Source organism: Bartonella sp. CL100XZDX, assembly GCF_042195375.1.
Lineage (GTDB): Bacteria > Pseudomonadota > Alphaproteobacteria > Rhizobiales > Rhizobiaceae > Bartonella.
In genome coordinates this window covers 1-19,024 of the sequence record NZ_JBHIOH010000035.1, presented here as the reverse complement: position 1 = coordinate 19,024, position 19,024 = coordinate 1, and the positions used below count along the sequence as shown (strand labels likewise).

General features: G+C 38.4%; 19 protein-coding genes. 9 read left to right on the top strand and 10 right to left on the bottom strand.

Features of this window, described 5'->3' with window-relative positions:
* Positions 1-302 precede the first annotated feature (302 nt).
* A complete protein-coding gene (locus ACFILU_RS03310) occupies positions 303-779 on the bottom strand; it encodes a tRNA (cytidine(34)-2'-O)-methyltransferase (RefSeq protein ID WP_273791242.1) in 477 nt (158 codons plus the stop codon).
* A 724-nt stretch (positions 780-1,503) separates the two neighbouring features.
* Here ACFILU_RS03310 and petA point away from each other — a divergent pair.
* From petA to ACFILU_RS03290, 4 genes are all read left to right on the top strand, one after another.
* Complete coding sequence (gene petA / locus ACFILU_RS03305; protein ID WP_375630845.1) at positions 1,504-2,052, top strand: ubiquinol-cytochrome c reductase iron-sulfur subunit; 549 nt, start codon at positions 1,504-1,506, stop codon at positions 2,050-2,052.
* A gap of 4 nt (positions 2,053-2,056) precedes the next feature.
* Entirely contained in the window at positions 2,057-3,310 is a 1,254-nt protein-coding gene (locus tag ACFILU_RS03300) for a cytochrome bc complex cytochrome b subunit (protein ID WP_375674742.1), read from the top strand.
* A complete protein-coding gene (locus ACFILU_RS03295; RefSeq protein ID WP_273791239.1) occupies positions 3,304-4,200 on the top strand; it encodes a cytochrome c1 in 897 nt (298 codons plus the stop codon). Before ACFILU_RS03300 ends, ACFILU_RS03295 begins: the two co-directional genes overlap by 7 nt.
* Positions 4,201-4,310: 110 nt before the next feature.
* Positions 4,311-4,751: a PRC-barrel domain-containing protein gene (locus ACFILU_RS03290; RefSeq protein ID WP_273791238.1), complete on the top strand. Its 441-nt coding sequence runs from the start codon at positions 4,311-4,313 to the stop codon at positions 4,749-4,751.
* 159 nt (positions 4,752-4,910) lie between these two features.
* Here the strand turns inward: ACFILU_RS03290 and ychF are convergent, their stop codons facing one another.
* Positions 4,911-6,014: a redox-regulated ATPase YchF gene (gene ychF, locus ACFILU_RS03285; protein ID WP_375674741.1), complete on the bottom strand. Its 1,104-nt coding sequence runs from the start codon at positions 6,012-6,014 to the stop codon at positions 4,911-4,913.
* A 267-nt stretch (positions 6,015-6,281) separates the two neighbouring features.
* Between ychF and ACFILU_RS03280 the strand changes: the two genes are divergently transcribed.
* A complete protein-coding gene (locus ACFILU_RS03280) occupies positions 6,282-7,025 on the top strand; it encodes a L,D-transpeptidase (protein WP_375663210.1) in 744 nt (247 codons plus the stop codon).
* A 190-nt stretch (positions 7,026-7,215) separates the two neighbouring features.
* On the opposite strand, the gene pth is transcribed toward ACFILU_RS03280, so the two are convergent.
* Both pth and ACFILU_RS03270 read right to left on the bottom strand, forming a co-directional pair.
* Entirely contained in the window at positions 7,216-7,842 is a 627-nt protein-coding gene (gene pth, locus ACFILU_RS03275; protein WP_375674739.1) for an aminoacyl-tRNA hydrolase, read from the bottom strand.
* Positions 7,843-7,918: 76 nt separating this feature from the next.
* On the bottom strand, positions 7,919-8,548 hold the full coding sequence (locus tag ACFILU_RS03270) for a 50S ribosomal protein L25/general stress protein Ctc (RefSeq protein ID WP_273791234.1): 630 nt from the start codon (positions 8,546-8,548) through the stop codon (positions 7,919-7,921).
* A 292-nt stretch (positions 8,549-8,840) separates the two neighbouring features.
* Here ACFILU_RS03270 and ACFILU_RS03265 point away from each other — a divergent pair, with 292 nt between their 5' ends.
* On the top strand, positions 8,841-10,340 hold the full coding sequence (locus tag ACFILU_RS03265; RefSeq protein ID WP_375674737.1) for a helicase HerA domain-containing protein: 1,500 nt from the start codon (positions 8,841-8,843) through the stop codon (positions 10,338-10,340).
* Here ACFILU_RS03265 and ACFILU_RS03260 read toward each other — a convergent pair.
* From ACFILU_RS03260 to lgt, 4 genes are all read right to left on the bottom strand, one after another.
* Positions 10,337-11,269 carry a ribose-phosphate pyrophosphokinase gene (locus tag ACFILU_RS03260; protein ID WP_273791232.1) on the bottom strand — a complete coding sequence of 311 codons (933 nt, stop codon included), beginning with the start codon at positions 11,267-11,269 and terminating at the stop codon, positions 10,337-10,339. The two genes, ACFILU_RS03265 and ACFILU_RS03260, sit on opposite strands and share 4 nt — an antisense overlap.
* A 473-nt stretch (positions 11,270-11,742) precedes the next feature.
* Entirely contained in the window at positions 11,743-12,534 is a 792-nt protein-coding gene (gene pgeF / locus ACFILU_RS03255) for a peptidoglycan editing factor PgeF (protein ID WP_375620697.1), read from the bottom strand.
* 102 nt (positions 12,535-12,636) lie between these two features.
* Positions 12,637-13,716: a class I SAM-dependent methyltransferase gene (locus ACFILU_RS03250; RefSeq protein WP_375674735.1), complete on the bottom strand. Its 1,080-nt coding sequence runs from the start codon at positions 13,714-13,716 to the stop codon at positions 12,637-12,639.
* Positions 13,691-14,569, bottom strand: coding sequence for a prolipoprotein diacylglyceryl transferase (gene lgt, locus ACFILU_RS03245; RefSeq protein ID WP_375674733.1), 879 nt, complete (start codon positions 14,567-14,569; stop codon positions 13,691-13,693). Before lgt ends, ACFILU_RS03250 begins: the two co-directional genes overlap by 26 nt.
* 305 nt (positions 14,570-14,874) lie before the next feature.
* Between lgt and ACFILU_RS03240 the strand changes: the two genes are divergently transcribed.
* A complete protein-coding gene (locus tag ACFILU_RS03240) occupies positions 14,875-15,120 on the top strand; it encodes an accessory factor UbiK family protein (protein ID WP_375630830.1) in 246 nt (81 codons plus the stop codon).
* Positions 15,121-15,525: 405 nt separating this feature from the next.
* Complete coding sequence (locus ACFILU_RS03235) at positions 15,526-16,026, top strand: YbjN domain-containing protein (protein WP_273724125.1); 501 nt, start codon at positions 15,526-15,528, stop codon at positions 16,024-16,026.
* Positions 16,027-16,071: 45 nt separating this feature from the next.
* Here the strand turns inward: ACFILU_RS03235 and ACFILU_RS03230 are convergent, their stop codons facing one another.
* Positions 16,072-17,412, bottom strand: a complete 1,341-nt coding sequence (locus tag ACFILU_RS03230; protein ID WP_273791227.1) for an ATP-binding protein — start codon at positions 17,410-17,412, stop codon at positions 16,072-16,074.
* An 8-nt stretch (positions 17,413-17,420) separates the two neighbouring features.
* Positions 17,421-18,125 carry a response regulator gene (locus tag ACFILU_RS03225; RefSeq protein ID WP_375674731.1) on the bottom strand — a complete coding sequence of 235 codons (705 nt, stop codon included), beginning with the start codon at positions 18,123-18,125 and terminating at the stop codon, positions 17,421-17,423.
* A 144-nt stretch (positions 18,126-18,269) separates the two neighbouring features.
* On the opposite strand from ACFILU_RS03225, the gene ACFILU_RS03220 reads away from it, so the two are divergent.
* Positions 18,270-18,920: an MBL fold metallo-hydrolase gene (locus ACFILU_RS03220; RefSeq protein ID WP_375674729.1), complete on the top strand. Its 651-nt coding sequence runs from the start codon at positions 18,270-18,272 to the stop codon at positions 18,918-18,920.
* The last annotated feature ends 104 nt before the right edge of the window (positions 18,921-19,024 follow it).

Sequence of the window (19,024 nt, the reverse complement as noted above, 5' to 3'; positions counted from 1 at the left end):
TATAGGTGGTGATATGAAATGGATATGATGGGCACTAAGAAATGTTTATTTTATCAGCACTTAATTGTTGGAAAATGATAGGCATTATACGCTCTAACTGTTTTTTATATATTGTATATTGTTTTTCGTAATAATTTATGTTTTTTTACAGGAATTCTGTAAGTTATTCCAAAAGTATTATTGAAACGTATGCGCTTTTAATTACTTATTATACGCTATAAAAAATATTTTTTAATTATTTAAAACTATATTTTATGTATTTTTATCGTTCTATTAAAAATTTTAGTGGAATTGTTGTGTTTTTATAGATTACAGGTTCTTTCATGATAACCAATTTGGCGTAATGCTTCTCCTGTTGTTATGGCTACGCTCATGGCGAGATTTAGAGAGCGTGCCTGTGGTTGCATGGGAATTTTCAATGTGTAATCGGCCGCTTCATGAACATAATCGGGAACGCCAGCTGTTTCACGACCAAAAAGTAAAACATCATTTCTTTGATAGCATATCTGCGTATAGCATGTTTTTGCTTTTGTACTTAAAAGCAACAGGCGGCGGTTTAAGTGTTTCATGGAGCTTATAAAATGTTGCCAATCAATGTGTCGTTCTAAGGAAGCATATTCGAGATAATCCAATCCTGCGCGTTTGAGATTACGATCCGACAGATTAAAGCCTGCAGGTTCAATAATGTGCACATGTAAACCAAAGCAAGCGCTAAGACGTAAAATCGTTCCAGTATTACCAGCAATATCAGGTTGGAAAAGAGCTATATGAAGTGTCATGTTCTCTGTAATATGATTTTTCTTTCGACTTTGTAAAGAAGCACCACAATTTATTCGAAAAATATGCTTTGAGAAATACATGTTTTTACGGTTAATTTTTATTCCCTTTAAATTTCAGGGAAAAAGTTATGTATACAGGTCTGTTTGGGATAAGAGAGAAGCTCCCTATTAGAGACTTCCTTTTATTGAGCGATCCATGAAATGGATTGGCTCATTATGTTGAAAAGTGGGGTATTTAATGAGGTTAGATCATCCATTTTAATTAAAATCAACAAAATATGCTTTTTATGCAAAAACAGAAGCGAAAAAAATACTCATGCAACCAGTTGGAATTGAGGAAGGGAGAGATGCTGTAAATGTGTTAAAGAAATAACCGATAAGCTCAACTTATTTACTGAGATATGGTCATAACAAGACAATGTTTCTTTCTTTAGAAGTGTTTATTTACATGCTATCTCTGATTTTCACGGGTGGGGGAGTAATTTTGATTGATTAATATGAATAGGTTTGAAATGAAAGAAACTTACGGTGTTTCAGGATTTCATTCACTCTGTAAAACGATGAATTATCATTATAAAACAGTTTTTGTATAAACCATACAAATGGCAGGAGTTTTTTACGGGGATGTTTTCATGGTTGAGGTAACTGAATGATCAAGCATTGTACAATGGGAGAGGGTATGGTAAAAGAATGTTTTAGCAAAGTGTCTCTTTAAGTTAAGTCCATGGGTGAGCAAACGAGGCGGGATTTTCTGTTTTTGGTAACAGCTGTTGCAGGAGCAGTTGGAATGGGAGCGGTTGCGTGGCCTTTTATCCGTCAGTTGCGTCCAGATGAAGCTGTTTTGGCATCTTCCTCTGTTGAGGTTGATCTTTCTGGTATTGAAGAGGGGATGTCGGTAACGGTAAAGTGGCGAGGACAGCCTGTTGTTATTCGAAATCGTACGGCAAAAGAAATTGCTGATGCGCGCGCTACTGAATTGAGACTTCTAAAAGATCGTCAAGCGCGCAATCCTAATCTTGAAGGTGAAAAAGAAGCAACAGATTTTGCGCGTTCAGCAGGTAAAGGACGTGAAAATTGGCTGATTGTTATTAATCTTTGTACGCATCTAGGCTGTGTAACACTTGGGCAATCGGGTAAATTTGGAGGATGGTTGTGTCCCTGTCATGGGTCTGTTTATGATACCGCTGGAAGAGTGCGGTCAGGACCAGCTAACTATAATTTGGTTATTCCACCTTACCAATTTCTTTCTGACACTTTGCTCAAAATAGGATAAGGTTATGACAAGGTTTCCTCCTTATTGTCCTAAAAATGCTCTTGCTCGTTGGTTTGATAAGCGTTTTCCTCTTCCTCGTTTTTTTTATAATACATTTGTGACTTTTCCTGTTCCGCGTAATCTTAATTACTTTTACACATTTGGCGGTATTTTGACCATTATGCTTTTATCACAGCTCTTGACTGGTATTGTCTTGGCTATGCATTATGTTCCAGATATTCATTTGGCTTTTGAAACTAGTGAACGATTTCGGCGTGAAGGGCAGTTTGGTTGGCTTTTTCGTCCATGGCATTGTGTAGGCTCTTCGTTTTTTTTTATTGCTGTTTATATCCATTTGGCACGTGGACTTTATTATGGTTCTTATAAAAACATGCGAGAAATGGTATGGGTTACAGGTATTTTTATTTATATCATCATGATGGCAATAGCATTTTTTGGTTATGTGCTTGTTTGGGGGATGATGTCTATTTCAGCGGCTTCAGTGATTGCAGGGCTTTTTAAAACGATACCTTTGGTGGGGACATGGTTGCATGAGACACTTCTGGGTGGTTATGTCGTAGGACAACCAACGTTGAATCGTTTTTATGTTTTCCATTATGTTTTATCATTTATTTTGCTTCTTTTTGTGTGGCTGCATATTTGGGCAATCCATTGTGTTGGGCAAGGTAATCCAACGGGTCTTGCTATACAATCAGATAAGGAAACAGTTCCATTTTCGCCTTATGCGCTTATCAAAGATATTTTTGCTATTACTGTTTTTCTGATCTTCTTTGCCTGGTTTTTGTTTTATATGCCCGATTATATGGGGCAGGCTGAAAATTATAGTGTGGCAGATCCTTTAAAGGTACCTCTTCGTGTGGTTCCAGAATGGTATTTTTTGCCTTTTTATGCGATGCTTCGTGCTATAACCTTTGATATTGGTATTTTCTCTTCAAACTTTGTTGGCTTTGTTTTATTCGTCAGTTCGATTTGCATTTTAATTTTTGTGCCATGGTTAGACCGTTCTAAAATATGTTCAGCAAGATATCGACCTGTTTATAAAATTTTCTTTTGGGCGTTGGTTATTGATGTCGTTTTTCTTGGTTGGTTGGGGTCAAGAGAAATAAGTGATAAAATTCTTTTATGGACACAATTGGCTACTGTTTATTATTTTATATTTTTTTTTGTTATTTTGCCGATTTTGCCAGCGTTTGAAAAAAATTGTTCTCTTCCTTCTTCAATTATGCAAGATTTAAAACAGAAAAAGAGACTATGGTAAATGTTTTTGTCGGACTGATTTTTATTGTTGCTATGAGCTTTTCTGCTCAGAGTTTAGCGAGTGATGACTCTGATCAGGAAGAGGGATTTATTTCTTTTCCTTTACAAGTTCCTAAAAAACAAGAATGGAGTTTTTCAGGTCCATTTGGGCTTTATGATAAGGCGCAATTGAGGCGCGGATTAAAGGTTTATAAACAAGTTTGTTCCAGCTGCCATGGGCTAAAATATGTGGCTTTTCGCAATTTAAAAGCTCTAGGGTATGATCAAGAACAGATTAAAGCTTTGGCGGGGCAATATGAAGTGCGCGATGGCCCTAATCGAGAAGGAAAATTTTTTAAACGTGCTGGGGTTGCAACGGATTATTTTCCTTCTCCCTTTTCACATGAAGAAGAAGAAAGATTTATTTTGAATAGTGCTTATCCTCCAGATTTGTCATTGATGGCACGTGCACGTGGGGTATCTTTGCCGTTTCCTGCTTTAATTACTGATGTATTAACTCATTATGATACAGCTGGTCCAGATTATATTACAGCTCTTTTAACAGGATATCAGAAGGCACCGAAGGAGATAAAAATTGCGAATGGTTATTGGTATAATCCTTATTTTATTGCCGGTAATTCTTTAACGATGGCTCCTCCTTTGAGTGATGGTATGGTTGCTTATGAAGATGGAACTCCAGAAATCATTGAACATTATGCGCGCGATGTTTCTGCTTTTTTGATGTGGGCTGCCGATCCTCATATGGAAATTCGTAAAAAAACCGGTTTTCGTGTTATTTTATTTTTAATCATTTTTGCAGGGCTTGTTTATATTTTAAAAAATCGTATTTGGTGTGGTTTAGAAAAAGAGTTAGAGAAAGAAATAAAAGACGAAATAAAGAGAAAAGGGTAAAGCGACAAGACTCGAAAGAGTATAGAGTATAAAGAGCATAAGGAACAAATCTTTTTATGATGCATTGAGGTTTTATAAAGTAAAAGCAAAGTAAAAATGGAGATGTTAAAATGAAAAAAATTGCATGTACTACTCTTATGTCAATTTTGATGGTTTCTAGTACTTATGCTCAGTCTTTTGAAGTGCCTTCAAAACCTGAAATGATCTCTTCGACGGGTATTGTACAGGTGGGGATAGATAAGTCTGTGCGTTATGTGACACCTTTAGCAACGGATTTTGTAGCTTCCAGTCTTATAGGCGCCAATGTATATAATATAGAAGATGAAAATATTGGTGAAGTAAAAGATATTATTTTACGTGAAAATAATATTGCAGGATTTGTTATTGCTGTTGGTGGTTTTCTTGGCATAGGCGAGAGTTATGTGGTCGTTTCTCCAGAAACAATCCAGATGACAAATGATTATGGTAAATGGAAACTCATTACAAATGCGACAAAAGATTCTTTAAAGGACGCTCCAACATTTAAATACGAAGGGCGTTGGACACGCTAATTTTATATTTTCATTCTTTAATGGATAAAACTGTTGCTATCATAATCATATGCTAGCAACAGTCTTTTTGTTCTAAAAACTCTTGAGAGCTTTTGCGACAAGATTCCAGGGAGCTATTACCAAAGTTTTCAAGATAAACTATTAAGACAGAGTGAAGATTTAAGTATTATGTTTAAATAACATGATATCGCCATCTTGCACAATGTATTCTTTTCCTTCATCGCGGGCTTTTCCTGCTTCTTTTGCACCGCTTTCTCCACCCAGAGTAATATAGTCATTGTAGCTGATGGTTTGAGCACGAATGAAACCGCGCTCAAAATCTGAGTGAATAACGCCAGCTGCTTGGGGAGCTTTTGTACCACGCGTAATTGTCCATGCTCGTGTTTCCTTAGGCCCACAGGTGAAGTAAGTAATGAGATCAAGTAAATGGTAACCAGCGCGAATGAGGCGATTGAGACTCGGTTCAAAGAGTCCTAAAGCATTGAGATATTCTGATGCTTCAGCATCACTCAGTTGTGTGATTTCCGCTTCGATAGAAGCAGAAATGATAATGCTTTGCGCATTTTGCTTTGTTGCCATTTTTTCAACTGTTTGGGTAAAGCTATTTCCATGAGCGGCGTCATTTTCGCTTACATTACAAACATAAAGTACAGGCTTGGAGGTTAAAAGATTCAAGCTTTTAAGAATGTGGTGTTCATCGGAAGAGATATCTTTGAGCAATAACCGGACAGGGTTTCCCTGTTGCAGTATGTTTAATGCTTTTTCCATAATAGGCAAAATTGTGAGAGCTTCTTTGTCTTTTCCGGTTGCTCGTTTACGAATTTGTATGATTCGTCTCTCAAGACTTTCAAGATCCGCAAGCATGAGTTCGGTTTCAACCGTTGTTGCATCACTAACAGGATCAATACGTCCCTCTACATGGGTAATATCTTCATTTTGAAAACAGCGTAAAACGTGGACAATGGCATCGACTTCGCGAATATTGGCTAAAAATTTGTTTCCTAAACCTTCGCCTTTTGAAGCTCCTCGCACAAGCCCCGCAATATCGACGAAGTTAATGCGTGTAGGAATCATTTCTTTTGAACCAGCGATTGATGCAATTTTTTCCATTCGTAAATCTGGAACAGCAACTTCACCGGTATTGGGTTCAATGGTACAGAAAGGATAATTGGCAGCCTGTGCAGTGGCTGTTTTTGTTAATGCATTAAAAAGAGTTGATTTCCCAACATTAGGTAATCCGACAATACCGCATTTAAAGCCCATGAGAGTCTTTCTTTTCGTTTGATTTTATAGTCAAGATAAAGCTTCTTTTTTATAGCATATTTTCATATAGAGTTATAGTCCTTGCCTTGCGATAAGTGAGAAAAAAGTATAAAGTAGCAGGTATCTGCTTTTTTTACCTTAGTTCTTCTTATCTTAATTCTCTCCTTAGTTTCAAGGATAAGAAAACTTCGAATTAATGTTAATATTGTGCTAAGTTTTTCATGGTATGCAAATCTGCATAAATAATTAATCGGAGAAAATAGAAGAGTGTTATCTCGTTGTGCCTTTTTAATTGCAGCACTTTTGGCTTTGGCTGGATGTGCTACACATCAGTCAGATATGTCATCGGTTTCTTTTCAACAAGTTCGATACATTCCACCAGAAATACAGGCTTTGTATGGTCCTGTAACGAATGAGACTTATTCGTTACCTGCTGTTGATCTTGCGACAATTGATCCAAAATATTGGCGACAAGAAGTGATTTATTATACATCTTATCCACCTGGAACATTGGTTGTAGATACGCAAGAGTGTTTTCTTTACCTTATTGGTGAAAATGGAAAAGCTTTGCGTTATGGGATTGGGGTCGGTAAGGAAGGTTTAGCATTTGAAGGTGAGGGGGTTATACAGCGCAAGCGTCGGTGGCCAAATTGGGCTCCTACTGCAGCTATGATGGCTCGAGAACCAGAACGTTATGGACATCTTGGGAAAGGAATGCCACCAGGACCCGATAATCCATTAGGTGCGCGGGCACTTTATTTGTTCAAAAATGGGAAAGATACACTTTTCCGTATTCATGGTTCACACGAATCGTGGTCAATTGGGCGTGCTATTTCAAGTGGGTGCATTCGTTTGCTTAATCAAGATATTATCGATCTTTATGATCGTGTTCCCGTTGGTTCGCGTGTTGTGGTATTGCAAAACAATAGGAGTATTCCTACAGTTTATAGTCAACAATCAAATGGCTATGATCCGCTACAGTCGACCATTCAGCCAAATGAATTTTTTTAATTTTGGGGAGAAGATTGGAGAGAGCTGTTTAAGTATTTTGGTTTTCTGTTCAATCTTCTCTTTTTCTTAAAAGAGAAAATAAGCCTTTCTTTTTCAAAAGTGCATACAAGCTTGTATTCTGATTCTATTTTCTAGCTTCTCACGTTGCCAACAGATTTTTCCTTTGAGAAAGTTTATAAGAGGATTTTTTTTAAGAGTTCTTATCCATATTCTTCACGCGACTGGGACACTCAAGCCAATGGTTTTGATTGTTTTTTATCGTTTGTGAAACTTCATTCATAAAGAGGGATTTTTCATCTTTTATAAGGAGAGCGATATTTTTTGCAATTGCCTCTAAGAGAGGGGATAACCATTCTTGATCAGATTTGGTGAAATTTCCCAGAACATGCTGATGAACAAGTTCTTTGCTTCCAGGATGACCAATTCCTATGCGTATACGACAATAGTCAGTACCACAATGGGCATCAATAGACTTAATGCCATTATGCCCATTATTTCCTCCACCAATTTTTATACGAACTTTTCCCGGTGACAGGTCTAACTCATCATAAATGATGATCAAATTCTTCAAATCTAATTTATAAAATCGCAAAGCTTCGCCAATAGCTTGACCAGAAAGATTCATGAAAGTTTGTGGTTTTATAAGAAAAATCTTCTCATTACTTATGAAACCATTGGAGATTTCTGCTTGAAACTTCTTTGACCATGGAGAAAAAGAGAAGGACTGAAAAATGGCATCAACAGCCATAAAACCGATATTATGGCGGTTATTTTGATATTGTAAACCAGGATTGCCAAGACCAGCAATAAGCCACATGTGTATTTTCAGTCAAAGTATGAGTAAGGGTAATGTCTCATAAATTAAGGCGGAAAAAATTCCCGCCTTTTGAGTTTTATGAAGTTTCCGTGTTTTCTTCATCATTTTCTTGTTCAGAAGTTTCATCGCTGACATCCATGCCAGCAGGAGCTGCAATGGTTGCAATGGTAAAGTCTCGATCTTGGATGATGGGAGTCACATCTTTTGGCAGTTGCACTGCTGAAATGTGAATAGAATCACCAATAGAGTAGCTGGAGAGATCAATTTCAATAGCTTCAGGAATAGCACTTGCTGGAGCTGTACATTCAATTTCGTGCCGAACAATATTGAGGACACCACCCTTTTTAAGTCCAGGTGCCGTATCTTCATTGAGGAAGTGGACAGGAATATTCACTTCTACAACGGATTTTGCTGAAATGCGTAAAAAGTCTACATGGAGGGGAAAGTCACGCACGGGATCTAATTGATAATCTTTTGGCAAAACCATAATTTTTTGCTTGTCAAGAATAATCGTTGCAATGGTGGTACGAAAGCCACCGGCATGAATTTTGTAGAAAATTTCTTTATAGGGAACTGTTATTGCCAAGGGTGGTTGTTTTTCACCATAAATGACAGCAGGAATAAGACCGTTGCGGCGAAGTTCACGGGAGGACCCCTTACCAACCCGCTCGCGTTTTTCGGCCTTAAGAGTGTAGCTTTTACTCATAATTTAAGTCCTTTTTACATGATTGGAGATCCTTCAAAAACAGTAATAGTTTTTGCATGGATATGAAGATATGCGCTAACCAACAGCGATCACTCCATTCTACGTTGCCTCCAAGGGTGTCTACGCAGAAGTTTGTTCTATAGTTCAAACTATTCATAGATGCAAGAGTTGTGGGAAAAATCGATGATTTCTACCGTTAAAAAGGAGGAAATGTTACAAATTGCGGTGTGGATGGAGAATCAACCAATATGTGCTGGCACTGATATGTTCAAAATCAAACACTGGAGATGTTATGAAGGTTGAGATTGCCTTGGGTGAGATGTCAGAGAATCGTGCTTTGCATAAATCGATGCCAGCACTTCTTGACTTAGAAGAATTATTGGCGACACGTCTTCTTGTACAAGGTAATTCCGGTTCAGGGAAATCACATCTTTTACGCCGTCTTTTGGAGCAAAGTGCTAAGTGGGTGCAGCATTGTGTAATTGATCCAGAAGGCGATTTTGTAACTTTGGCAGATAAATTTGGTCATGTTATTGTAGAGGCTCAACGTAGTGAATTAGAGTTGAATCGTATTGCCCATCGCATTCGACAACATCGAGTTTCAGTGGTATTTAATCTTGAAGGCTTGGATACTGAACAACAGATGCGTGCTGTAGGGGCTTTCCTTGGGGCACTTTTTGATGTGGAACGTGATTATTGGTATCCTATGCTTGTCGTTGTCGATGAAGCGCAATTGTTTGCTCCAACTGCAGCAGGAGAAGTTTCTGATGAAGCGCGTAAAATTTCTTTGAGCGCTATGACCAATCTTATGTGTCGAGGACGTAAACGTGGTCTTGCTGGTGTTATTGCGACACAACGTTTGGCTAAGCTTGCCAAAAATGTTGCTGCTGAAGCTTCAAACTTTTTAATAGGGCGGACTTTTTTAGATATTGATATGGTGCGCGCTGCTGATCTTTTGGGAATGGAGCGTCGCCAAGCGGAAATGTTTAGAGATCTTGAACGGGGAAATTTTATAGCTTTAGGCCCTGCTTTATCACGACGTCCCTTACCAATCATTATCGGTTCTGTTGAAACTTTGGCACGCTCTTCTAGTCCTAAATTAATGCCACTTCCAACAGAGCGGGATGATGTGCAAGAGCTCGTTTTTACTGCTTCACCAGAGGAAATTTTAACGCTATTTAAACAAACACGAGAGCCGATGAGGGAAAAATCAATGCACGAGATGTTAGAGGAGGTAGTGCATAAAAAACAAGAGCTGTTGGAAGAAAATCTGAGTTTATTTCCTGAACTTTCTGATGTTGAGCGTGACGGCCAAGCAGAACATATTATTCGGGAAATTCTTGAGGATTCTGAGGCTTTTTATCGTTCAACAGCGGTGCTTTATCAAGATTTTTCAGTTCGTTGCCGTATCCATGGTATGTCAAAGGTTCCTTTTAATCTTTCACAATTTCGGCGTAAATTGGCTATTGCTCAGGCTTTTGTTGATGAACAAACGGCTGTCAGTGAACATTGGAAACATATTTTGCAGATATCAGAAAGTTTGGAAGAAGATGTTCAAGGAGTCTTCTTGAATGTGGCACAGGCCGCATTAGGGGGAAAGCCATGTCCATCTGACGCATTTTTAGCACGTCTTTATGGAACTCATTCTTTAAGCCGTGCACGCCGACTTTTAACCTACTTTGAAGAGCGTGGACTTATTGTTATTCACACGCATTTTAGTGGTCAACGTATTGTTGCATTTCCTGATCTTGGTGTTGAAACAGCACCGGGAGACCCCAAGGAACCACTTTAACCAAATAAGCTGGAAACTGATTGTTCTGCTGCTGTCCTTGCTATTGCTTCTCCAATAAGGTCGGCAATGGGCAAAACACGAATATTATGGGTTTTCTCAATAGCTTGTGTTGGCATAATTGAATCTGTAATAACCAATTCTTTCATCTCTGAATTGGCAATTCGTTCGATTGCATTACCAGAAAGAACACCGTGCGTGATATAAGCCGTGACACTATTGGCACCATGTTTAAGCAGAGCACTTGCTGCATTGCATAAAGTTCCACCTGAATCAACAATATCATCAAGCAGAAGGCAATCTTTTCCCGATACATCTCCAATGATATTCATAACTTCTGATTCACCGGGGCTTTCGCGACGTTTATCCACAATAGCGAGCAAACTGTTCAAGCGCTTGGCGAGCGCGCGCGCGCGAACCACACCACCCACATCAGGTGAAACAACGATAACATTTTCAAGAGAATAATGTACTTTGACATCGCGAGAAATGACAGGAACAGCATAGAGATTATCTGTAGGGATATCAAAAAAACCTTGAATTTGTCCTGCATGAAGGTCCAATGTTAAAACACGATGGGCCCCTGCTTCCGTAATTAGGTTGGCAACAAGTTTTGCAGAAATAGGAGTCCGCGGTCCTGGTTTTCTATCTTGGCGGGCATAGCCAAAATAGGGGATAACAGCTGTAATACGACGTGCAGAAGAACGACGAAGGGCATCAATCATGATGAGCAATTCCATCAAATGATCATTTGCGGGATAGGATGTAGATTGCAAAACAAAAACATCTTGGCCACGTACATTTTCATGCAGTTCTACGAAAATTTCTTGATCAGCAAAGCGCTTTACAGTTGCTTTGCCTAAGGGGATGTTCAAATAATTTGCAACATCTTCAGCTAGGCGTGGATTAGAATTTCCGCAGAAAAGTTTCATAGTAGAACCTCTGAATTATCATGGTGGAATGCGACACGGTTTTTAATTTTTTTTTATTAAATTGCAAGAGAACAATTACAAAAGCCTTACAATTTTATCGATTATTATTAAAGAGCTATGCAGTATGTTTTCTCTTTTTCCAAAAGTTTGTTACTTTTAGAGCAAAGTTTTTTCTCCATGCGGCAAAGAAATACATATTGATTAATCTTTTTGGTTATTACTTTATAAAAATGCTTTCAATATGGGGAATGTTTCATATTTAAGATGAATGAAGGGGAGTAATAAAAAGAAGTATCATCTTGCCTTCAATTATTATAACCAAACATTGAAAATGATCACAGCGAAGGCTATCATATTTTATGTGCTGGTAGATAATTTCGTGAAAAAAGCAAAGTCCAATGGGATTTATTTTTACATTTGGGTAAAAAGTTTAGTTTTGCAGTTTTGGTATTGTTCTCAAGTATAAAAGGGGCTCATCTTTTGTTTTTCAGCATAATAGCAGAAATTTGCCGTCCGTAATCGGGTTCGTTGCGGTGTATTGCACGGCGATAGGAGAAAAAACGCTGTTCATCTTGATAGGTACAAAGCTCTACACAAGAAGCATTAACGCCTGCTTCTTTGAGTTGGTTTATAATAAATGCCCATAGATTAAAATAAAAGCGATTTATTTTGTCTGTTTTTAAAAAATATTTTTGGTATTTGCTGTGGTAATCAATAAATTGGTCGTAAAATTCATTTGTTACTTCGTAGTGATAAGGGCCAATACAAGGTCCAAGGACTGCTGTTATTGATTGTCTTTTGGCTCCTTGTGTTTCCATAACAGCAATTGTTTTCTCGATAATTCCATTTAAGCTTCCACGCCAGCCAGCATGAGTTGCAGCGATGACTCCAGCTTGTGGATCAGCAAACAGAATGGGTCCGCAATCTGCTGTAAGAACCCCAATAACGAGTTCTGGAGTGGTCGTAACCAGAGCATCAGCTTGAGGAGGTGCACCGATAGTTGCTTGATGAGCTACGACAACGTTACAGGAGTGTATTTGATTGACTGTGACTAAATTTTGCGCCTCAATAGAAAAATAATTGGCGATCAAAAGACGATTCTGTACAATATATTCAAGCTGATCATTTGAACCTTTCCCAACATTAAGACTATGATAAAGATTTTTTGAAACACCACCTTGACGTGTAAAAAATCCATGTTTTATCCCATGGGTGTGTAAAGTAGAAAGATTTTTTGCAAGAATGGGATGAGGGATAGATTTCATAAAAGTTCCTTATGGAGATTATTTGAAATGAGGATGGAGATGTTCATATTTGTCAATGAATATTTCAGATACTGATGTGCTTATTGACAAAAGCGCCGATCATCAAAATTGAGGAGGTATGGAGATGTTTTTATCACTGAAATGTAAAACTTTAAATAATTTTCCCATCTGATCTGGACCAGCGAGCCGTTCGATGTCTTGGCGGATTTTGTCTTGCAAAGGAGCACTTTTGCCAACTCCAAGCTGGTTTGCGCGCTCCAGTAGCCCCATTTTAAAAAGAAATTCTCCTTGCTCTAAGATTTCAGCAAAACAGCCCTGTTCAAGAGCTATGTTTTTTAAAAAAGAAAAATCAACATGGGATGTTAAATCATGTTCACCAGGGGCATCAAAAACATCACGAAATCTATGTTTTGAGAGTGCTTGCAAGGTATCGCCAAAGGCAAGCTCACAAGCACCATAGTCGATAAGTAAAGCAGAACCTGTCACTTGCACTAAATGGTGGCTGATTTGTTGCATGAATTGATGCCGTAAAGGGGTATGTTCAAAAATTGTTCCGTCAGGCACTTTAGAACAATAGGTTTGTAGACAAGAAGAGGGAAGTTTATGCGGGGCAGCAATAAAGATGAAATCTCCATTTTGATTGACTGTAATGCAGCGCTCTTTCCATTCTCCATTGACTTTAATATATTGGTTGATAGGGATTGTATCGAGAAATTCATTAGCAATGAGGAAGAGAGGTTTTGAAGGAATTTGATTAAAATTTTCAATGCTATGGATTTGTTTTTGATAAGAGCAAAGGCGCTTTTTTTGTTCTTTTGCGAGTTTTTCACTTATTTCAAGGAGAAAAACTTCAGCGGCATTAAATGCTGTCGTAGATAATTTTTGAATGGTACGCAAAACATCATCCATGAGAGTTCCACGTCCTGGACCTATTTCAGCGAGGATAAAAGGGTGAGGACAACCATGAGCGTTCCAGCTTGCGAGAGTCCAAATCCCAATCATCTCTCCAAATAATTGGCTTATTTCGGGTGCTGTAATGAAATCACCAGCACGTCCAAAAGGTGTTTGTGTTTGATAATAACCAAATTGAGGGTCGGTAAGTGCCAACGTCATATATTGGCTAACAGTGATTGGTCCATTAAGGGCAATAATTTCTTTAATTTTTTCTTTTAGATTGGCCATTTGCTGTCGATTTATATTTAAAGGCGTGGAGAAGAAGATACCCCCCTAAAAGAAGCATGGGAAGAGATAAAGCCATGCCATAGGTAAAACCAGTAGAATGGAAAAGAGTCGAAAACCATTCTGGATCTTCTTGAGGTGCACGGTAAACTTCAGAAATGCTGCGTGCTATTGCGTAGCCTATAATAAATGTTCCTGATACAGTACCTGGACGTTTTAATGCGTTGAACCCAAAAATAAGAAAACACAGGATGATGAAGAGAAGAAATCCTTCCATGAAAGCTTCGTAAAGTTGGCTTGGATGGCGCGGTAGATAGTGAGGATCGAGAGGAAAACAAACAGCCCAAGGATGTGTAGTAATATTGCCCCATAACTCTTGGTTAATGAAGTTGCAAATTCGTACAATGCCGATGCCAATAGGAGCACCTGCAGCAATGATATCAAACATGGCTCGTATGTTAATATGATTTTTACGGGCAAACCAGATCATAGCAATGATAATGCCAATAAGTCCGCCATGAAAGGACATTCCCCCATCCCATACAGCAATGATAGCACTTGGATGGTTAAAATAGTAAATGGGATCCCATACAAGAACTTGTCCTAAACGCCCTCCGACAACAACACTTATAGCAGACCAGACAACAAAATCTCCGATCTTTTCTTTATCCATAGGAGGGTGGTCTCTATACCACAGAGATGTTTTTTTTAATAATTTTTGCGCATACCACCAAGCAAAAAGAATACCCACCACGTAACCAAGTCCATACCAATGAAGTGCTATGGGACCTAGCTGGATAATGACAGGATCAAGAAAAGACGGAAAAGCAATGGCTGGACAAGAAAGATTGTTCATGAATTAAGCATCTTACATTATACGAGATGAATATGAAGTGACTCTGATGGTCAGAAATGACAGATGAATGCGCAATGGTCAAGTCAGTAGGGAGGCTAGTCAGAAAGGGGGATAGATTTCCACTGGTTTATCGCGGTAAAAAAATATGGTGATAAAGGAATATTAAAAAATCTTAAACAAAATCGTTATGAAAAGTCTACATAGTATGTAAAATATAGAGTAAAAGGAACAAATTACAGTATCTAAATGTTATGAGAATACGCTATAATGCGTGCGTCAATAATTAAAATTTAAGGAAAAATGTTATGCGTAATGGATCAAATCGTATTCTTGATGAATTAGCAAAATTAGCAACGGATGCTGCTGACGTTGCGCAAGGCATACGACGTGAAGCTGGAACAGCTTTTCGTGTGCAGGCTGAAAAGATAGCAAACAAACTTGATCTTGTTTCTCGCGAAGAGTTTGAGACTTTTAAGGAGATGGTGCTGAAAATCCATGCTGATAATGCTGATTTGAAAAGGCGCCTTGATGATTTAAAGAAAGGTGATTAAAAAAAAACGCAGACACAAAAAAGTAAAATAGTTTCTTAAAAAAAGAATCTTCAAAAAATATCCCCAATTTTTCAATGTGATGCGTGAAACTAAAAAATGCTTAATCTTGAGTCTGTTAGAGCGGAGCATTTGTTTATTTTTGATTTTTTTTGGGGTAAAATACATTTTTTTGAATCAGGGGGGCTGGCGCTATGAAATTGTATCAATACACTGAAAAGACTTGATGATTCGTTTTATGACTATCAGGTTGCCCTAAACAGCGCGATTGTGTTCTGGGTGTTTGTGTACTGTCGATGTTTTTATGTGTATTTGTTTGGTGTAAAGGTTCTGATTGTAGCAAAATATTGTTACAGTTTAGACGGTTTATATTCTGTTGACAATGTTTTAAGATGATTGAGGATTGTGATGAGGCTTGCATTTTGCGCCACAGAAAGAAAAGAGCACCCTGTTGACTTTATCGAACAGATTGCCTGTGAATATGATTGGTCGTTTGAGCGGGATGCACAAGATGAAATTAGCGTTTGTGTGGAAGGAAAACGCGCAAACTATCGTCTTGCTTTTTCATGGATGGAAGAGCATGAAGCACTTCATTTAGCTTGTTCGTTTGATCTCTCTATTAAAAATGCTCGAACAGCTGAAATACAGCGCTTATTGCTAGCAATTAATGAAAAGTTGTTGTTGGGACATTTTGATTACTGGCAAAGGAATAATTCAGTCATTTATCGACAAGGTCTTCTTTTGGCTGGTGGGATGCATCCATCTCATATACAGGTTGAAACATTGTTGATACATGCACTTAAAGCCTGTGAAAGCCATTATGTTGCATTTCAGATGGTTGCTTTGTCGGGAGAAAGTGCTTACAAGGCACTACAGTACACTTTGTTTGAAACTGTAGGGAATGCCTAAAATATACAGTCTGTTATTTTTACAGACGGTTTGCGGAAATATTGCTCATAGGGGGACATCAAGAATAGCGCGCACTCCCCCGAGTGGGCTCTCATCTAATTGTATATTGCCACCATGGCTGCGTGCTATGTCTTGAGCAATAGAAAGACCAAGTCCTGTTCCACTTGCATCTTGATTTCGCGCTTTATCAAGTCGAAAGAATGGCTTAAAAACTTCTGTGCGCATATCTTCATGAATTCCAGGTCCATTATCATCGATTATCAATATAAAAGATTCTTGTTGAGAGTTAGCGGTTAGTTTAACAGTCGTGCCGTAACAAAATGCATTTGTTACAAGATTGCTGACTAAGCGTGTGAAAGCACGGGGACGTACTTGTATTTCTGTAGGACCTTCAATGGTGTAAGAAAATTGACGTTTGTGAAGACGAGCATCGGTGGAGAATTTTTGCATAAGAGCATTTAAATCAAAAGTCTTGACACTTTCACTTCCTTCACCACGAGCAAAAGCAAGATAATCTTCTAACATATTTTGCATGTCACTTACATCTTGCTCAAGCGGTTTAATATCAAAGTCAGTATTTACTAATGCCAGCTGAAGTTTAAAGCGTGTAAGAATGGTTCTTAAATCATGACTTACTCCTGAGAGCATCATGGTACGTTGTTCAATTTGGCGTTCAATACGTTCACGCATGCGTAAAAAAGCGATGCCTGCACGACGGACTTCATCAGCTCCTTGTGGTTGAAATCCTTTTGGTAAAGGACGACCGCGTCCAAAGCTTTCTGCTGCTTCAGCCAATTGTTGAATCGGTTTGATTTGATTGCGCAAAAAGTAAATTGCTATCAGCAATAAAACAAGAGCTGTTCCTACCATCCAGCTTAAAAAAATAGCAGTATTGGAAGCATAGGCTTGGCTGCGTGGAGCAAAGACGCGTAAGATGTTGTGACCAAGGTGGATACGGATTTCAACAAGATCAGAATCTCCTACGGTATCAATCCAGAAGGGACGGTTAATTTGGCGGGTGATTTCTTCACTTAAAAAATAGTCAAGAATTGCAAAAAATGGCTTAGGTCCTGGAGGGGGTAAGGAGGTAGGAGATAGAATAGAAATATTTAATCCCATACGTTGTTGTGCAATACGCTTGATATCTTCATAGTTATCTTGTTGGGGATATGTTTCAAGAATATCAATAATGGCTGAAATATCATGCACGACAGCCGTTGAAAGACGCTCGGTTACCATTTGCCAATGGCGTTCCATAAAGACATAAGCAATGACCGTTTGCAGAAGCACCATGGGAGCGATAATAATGATTAAAGAGCGAGCATAAAGCCGTTTAGGCATTTTTTTCGTTAACCATCGAAGAAAAAATCTTAAAGGTTTGATCATTCTTGTGCCTATTCAATAGAGAGTTTATACCCTATTCCTCGCACGGTTTGGAGCCATATAGGCAGTGCTGGTTTTGTTTCGATCTTACGACGAAGGCGGTTGATCTGCACATCAATGGCACGTTCACTTATATTGCTGTCATCTGTCGCGAATTTATGGCGCGGAATTGTATCGCCTGCATTTTCGGCAAACATGACCATCATTTCTTGTTCTTTATCTGTTAATTTAATAATTTCTCCTCCTTTTTTGAGTTCGCGTCGTGAAATTGAAAATATATAAGGACCAAAAACGATTTGCTCAATTTTAGGTTGGCTAAGAGGAAAACCACGTCGTAAAATGGCGTTGATGCGAAGGAGAAGTTCACGAGGGTCAAACGGCTTAGACAGATAATCATCGGCCCCTGCTTCTAATCCACGGATACGATTGTCTATTTCTGATAAAGCTGTTAGCATCAAGATAGGAACATCTTTTGTTTGGCGGAGTGAATGAGTGAGATCAATACCGTTTTCGCTAGGCATCATGACATCAACAATAAGAAGATCAAAATCTAAACTTGCCAACAGTCGTCTTGCTTCATTCGCATTGGCTGAAACTGAAACACGAAATCCATTTTTAATGAGAAACTGAAATAAAAGATTGCGAATACGAGTATCGTCATCAATCACAAGAAGGTGAGGGGCATCGTCACACAAAACTTGAACGTGATTGGTCATTCTTAAAAAAACCTTGATAAAAATTTAGTTTACACAAAATGCAAGTTTACATAAGTTGTATAAAGCTGTCGAGCAGCACCTTTACCTTAAAGGAGAGAAAGTTTTATTTATAAATTTAAAAAAGTTACTTTTGAAAAGGATATTATGGGTAGTCTTAATATACATATTATTCCCGTTACGACATTCCAACAAAATTGCACTTTGCTTTTTGATAGTGAATGTAAAACGGGGGTTCTCGTTGATCCTGGTGGTGATTGGCCGCGGATTCAAGACGTAATCGAAAAGAATGGCGTTATCGTTGAGGCTATTTGGATAACACATGGTCATTTTGATCATGTAGGAGCAGCAATGCAAGCGAAAGAAGCGCTTAATGTAAAAATTATCGGTTCACATCGCGATGATAAGCCTGTGATGGATGCTGTGAGCGAAAGCGCAAAAAATTATGGCATCACTGATGCTTGCATCTGTATTCCTGACAAATGGTTAGAAGATGGTGAGTGTGTTCATTTTGCTGGACATGTGTTTAAGGTTTTTCACACCCCAGGACATTCCCCTGGTCATGTTATTTATTTCAATGAAAAAGAGCGCTTAGCCCTCTTGGGTGATGTTCTTTTTCGTGGTTCTATTGGACGTACGGACTTCCCCTTCTGTTCCTATGAAAAATTGATGCAATCTCTTCGAGAAAAAGTTTTACCCTTAGGCGATGATGTTTGTTTTATTTGTGGGCATGGTCCCAAAAGTAGCATAGGCTATGAGCGCCAAAATAATCCTTTTCTTCAAGATTTTAATATATGAGCAAACAAAAAAACGCTTTGAAGCGTTTTTTTGTGCCATTTAAGACTTTTTAGTAGGGCGGAACAGAAGTTAATTTATTGGGGCATAACAAACGTGTTCCAAAC

What these genes read in the sequence shown, in the direction of transcription:
- ACFILU_RS03300 (WP_375674742.1), top strand. Translation starts at nt 2,057, where the DNA reads ATGACAAGGTTTCCTCCTTATTGTCCTAAAAATGCTCTTGCTCGTTGG.
- ACFILU_RS03265 (WP_375674737.1), top strand. Translation starts at nt 8,841, where the DNA reads ATGAAGGTTGAGATTGCCTTGGGTGAGATGTCAGAGAATCGTGCTTTG.
- pgeF (WP_375620697.1), bottom strand. Translation starts at nt 12,534, where the DNA reads ATGAAATCTATCCCTCATCCCATTCTTGCAAAAAATCTTTCTACTTTA.
- ACFILU_RS03235 (WP_273724125.1), top strand. Translation starts at nt 15,526, where the DNA reads ATGAGGCTTGCATTTTGCGCCACAGAAAGAAAAGAGCACCCTGTTGAC.
- petA (WP_375630845.1), top strand. Translation starts at nt 1,504, where the DNA reads ATGGGTGAGCAAACGAGGCGGGATTTTCTGTTTTTGGTAACAGCTGTT.
- pth (WP_375674739.1), bottom strand. Translation starts at nt 7,842, where the DNA reads ATGTGGCTTATTGCTGGTCTTGGCAATCCTGGTTTACAATATCAAAAT.
- ACFILU_RS03230 (WP_273791227.1), bottom strand. Translation starts at nt 17,412, where the DNA reads ATGATCAAACCTTTAAGATTTTTTCTTCGATGGTTAACGAAAAAAATG.
- lgt (WP_375674733.1), bottom strand. Translation starts at nt 14,569, where the DNA reads ATGAACAATCTTTCTTGTCCAGCCATTGCTTTTCCGTCTTTTCTTGAT.
- ACFILU_RS03225 (WP_375674731.1), bottom strand. Translation starts at nt 18,125, where the DNA reads ATGACCAATCACGTTCAAGTTTTGTGTGACGATGCCCCTCACCTTCTT.
- ACFILU_RS03260 (WP_273791232.1), bottom strand. Translation starts at nt 11,269, where the DNA reads ATGAAACTTTTCTGCGGAAATTCTAATCCACGCCTAGCTGAAGATGTT.
- ychF (WP_375674741.1), bottom strand. Translation starts at nt 6,014, where the DNA reads ATGGGCTTTAAATGCGGTATTGTCGGATTACCTAATGTTGGGAAATCA.
- ACFILU_RS03310 (WP_273791242.1), bottom strand. Translation starts at nt 779, where the DNA reads ATGACACTTCATATAGCTCTTTTCCAACCTGATATTGCTGGTAATACT.
- ACFILU_RS03295 (WP_273791239.1), top strand. Translation starts at nt 3,304, where the DNA reads ATGGTAAATGTTTTTGTCGGACTGATTTTTATTGTTGCTATGAGCTTT.
- ACFILU_RS03220 (WP_375674729.1), top strand. Translation starts at nt 18,270, where the DNA reads ATGGGTAGTCTTAATATACATATTATTCCCGTTACGACATTCCAACAA.
- ACFILU_RS03290 (WP_273791238.1), top strand. Translation starts at nt 4,311, where the DNA reads ATGAAAAAAATTGCATGTACTACTCTTATGTCAATTTTGATGGTTTCT.
- ACFILU_RS03240 (WP_375630830.1), top strand. Translation starts at nt 14,875, where the DNA reads ATGCGTAATGGATCAAATCGTATTCTTGATGAATTAGCAAAATTAGCA.
- ACFILU_RS03250 (WP_375674735.1), bottom strand. Translation starts at nt 13,716, where the DNA reads ATGGCCAATCTAAAAGAAAAAATTAAAGAAATTATTGCCCTTAATGGA.
- ACFILU_RS03270 (WP_273791234.1), bottom strand. Translation starts at nt 8,548, where the DNA reads ATGAGTAAAAGCTACACTCTTAAGGCCGAAAAACGCGAGCGGGTTGGT.